2 protein-coding genes are annotated in these 1948 nt (G+C 54.7%); one reads left to right on the top strand and one right to left on the bottom strand.

Features of this window, described 5'->3' with window-relative positions; translation table 11 throughout:
- The first annotated feature begins 182 nt into the window (after positions 1-182).
- Entirely contained in the window at positions 183-1664 is a 1482-nt protein-coding gene (locus C4B57_12210) for a cysteine--tRNA ligase (protein PXF50272.1), read from the top strand.
- A gap of 74 nt (positions 1665-1738) precedes the next feature.
- On the opposite strand, the gene C4B57_12205 is transcribed toward C4B57_12210, so the two are convergent.
- Positions 1739-1948, bottom strand: a 210-nt coding sequence (locus C4B57_12205; GenBank protein PXF50271.1) for a hypothetical protein, incomplete at its 5' end; no start/stop codon positions are given.

The raw sequence follows: 1948 nt of genomic DNA, 5'->3' as shown, positions 1-1948 counted from the left end.
CTGTGGAAGTTGCCATCCGTGCCCTGCCGCAGGAGCGGTTTGCCTTTTGCAGGGTTTCGATCGCGGGCCGGATTGCACTGCCTCTCCGGTCCGCGATGAGTGAGCTTTGAAACCCGGAAAAAGGTAAACCGCTCCAAGGCAGGATATAACGGGTTTACCGGATATTTACCTATACGGGAATAATGACCATAAAAATCTACAATACGTTTACCCGCAGAAAAGAGGTATTTGAACCCCTGACTCCGGGATATGTGCGCATGTATGTATGCGGCATAACGGCCTATGACCGCTGCCACATCGGGCATGCCCGCTCGGCGGTAGTCTTTGACGCAGTGGTCCGCCACCTGAGACACAGGGGATTCGAAGTAAACTTCGTAAGGAATTTCACTGATATTGATGACAAGATCATCAACCGGGCCAATGAGGAAGGAATTTCGCCCGAAGCCCTTGCGGAAAGGGAGATAAAGCACTTCTACCAGGATACTGACGCACTGGGTGTGCTCCGTGCCACCACAGAACCGAGAGCAACCAGGCACATCCGGGAAATTATCCAACTCATAAAGACATTAATAGATAAAGGCCGGGCTTATGCTTCAGGAGGTGATGTCTACTTCTCCGTGCGCGGTTTCCCCGGCTACGGGGCCCTGTCCGGAAGAAATGTGGAAGAAATGCGTGCCGGGGCCAGGATAGCCCCCGGAGAACAGAAACAGGATCCCATGGATTTCGCCCTGTGGAAGGCCGCAAAACCCGGTGAGCCCAAATGGGACAGTCCATGGGGACCGGGCAGGCCGGGATGGCATATTGAGTGCTCGGTCATGAGCATGAAGTACCTGGGGCCGACCCTGGACATTCATGGAGGCGGCCTGGACCTCATATTCCCGCACCACGAAAACGAGCGCGCCCAATCCGAAGCGGCAACAGGAAAGACCTTTGCCCGTTTCTGGATGCACAATGGCTTTGTAACGATCCGCGGCGAGAAGATGTCAAAGTCCCTTGGAAATTTTGTGACCATCTGGGATATCCTGGAAAAATATCATCCGGAGGCCTTGAGGCTCTTTCTCCTGTCCAAGCATTACCGCAGCCCCCTTGACTACGGCCCTGAGGCCCTGAACGAGACGACCTCCGCCCTTGATCGATGCTATACGGCCCTTTCCGAGGCAAGGCACCTGTCCGAAAGACCGGTGAAAAAACAACGGCCCTTTACTGATGAGGCCAGGGAGTCGGCAGATACACTGGATCATCTGAGAGATCGGTTTGACCAGGCCATGGATGACGACTTCAATACCGCACAGGCACTTGGTCACCTCTTTGACGGTGTAAGGGCCCTGAATCGCCTTGGCCGGGAAGCTGAAAAAAGGCCCTCGGCCCTCTATATAGAACCTTTAAAATCCGGAGCGGATGCGATCCAGGGTGCCGCCAGGGTGATAGGGTTGCTCAATCAAGACCCTGATGTATATATCAGGAAGAGGAATCTTGAGGCACTGGGCCTTCTTGGGATGACGGAATCCGATGTATTGAAGGTTATTGAGGAGCGGGCCAGGGCCAGAGAGAAAAAAGACTGGACTGATGCAGACAGGATAAGGGACAGGCTCGCAGCCAGGGGTATAACCCTTCGGGACGGGCCTGATGGGACCACCTGGACGATAAAGAGGCCAGGTCCTTAATTTTCGTCCATTTACAGTAAATATCCGGTGAACCCGTTATATCCCGCCTTGAAGCGGTTTGCCTTTTCCGGGTTTCAAAGCTTACTCATCGCAGACCGAAAGAGGCAGTGCAATCCGGCCCGCGGTTGAAACCCTGCAAAAGGCAAACCGCTCCACCGGCAGCCGGTCACACAGGGGAGCTCCTTCTGAAAACGATTTGCGTCAGCCCTGTAGTTTTCTTGGTCTTCGCAGCATGGGAAACCCCCGGCTCCGGAGCGCAGCGGAGGAGAACGGGGGAGGGTCTC

This window comes from Deltaproteobacteria bacterium (assembly GCA_003194485.1).
Classification (GTDB): Bacteria; Desulfobacterota; Dissulfuribacteria; order Dissulfuribacterales; family UBA3076; genus UBA3076.
The sequence above is the reverse complement of the archived record's forward strand: the minus strand, read 5'-3'. Positions and strand labels throughout refer to the sequence as shown.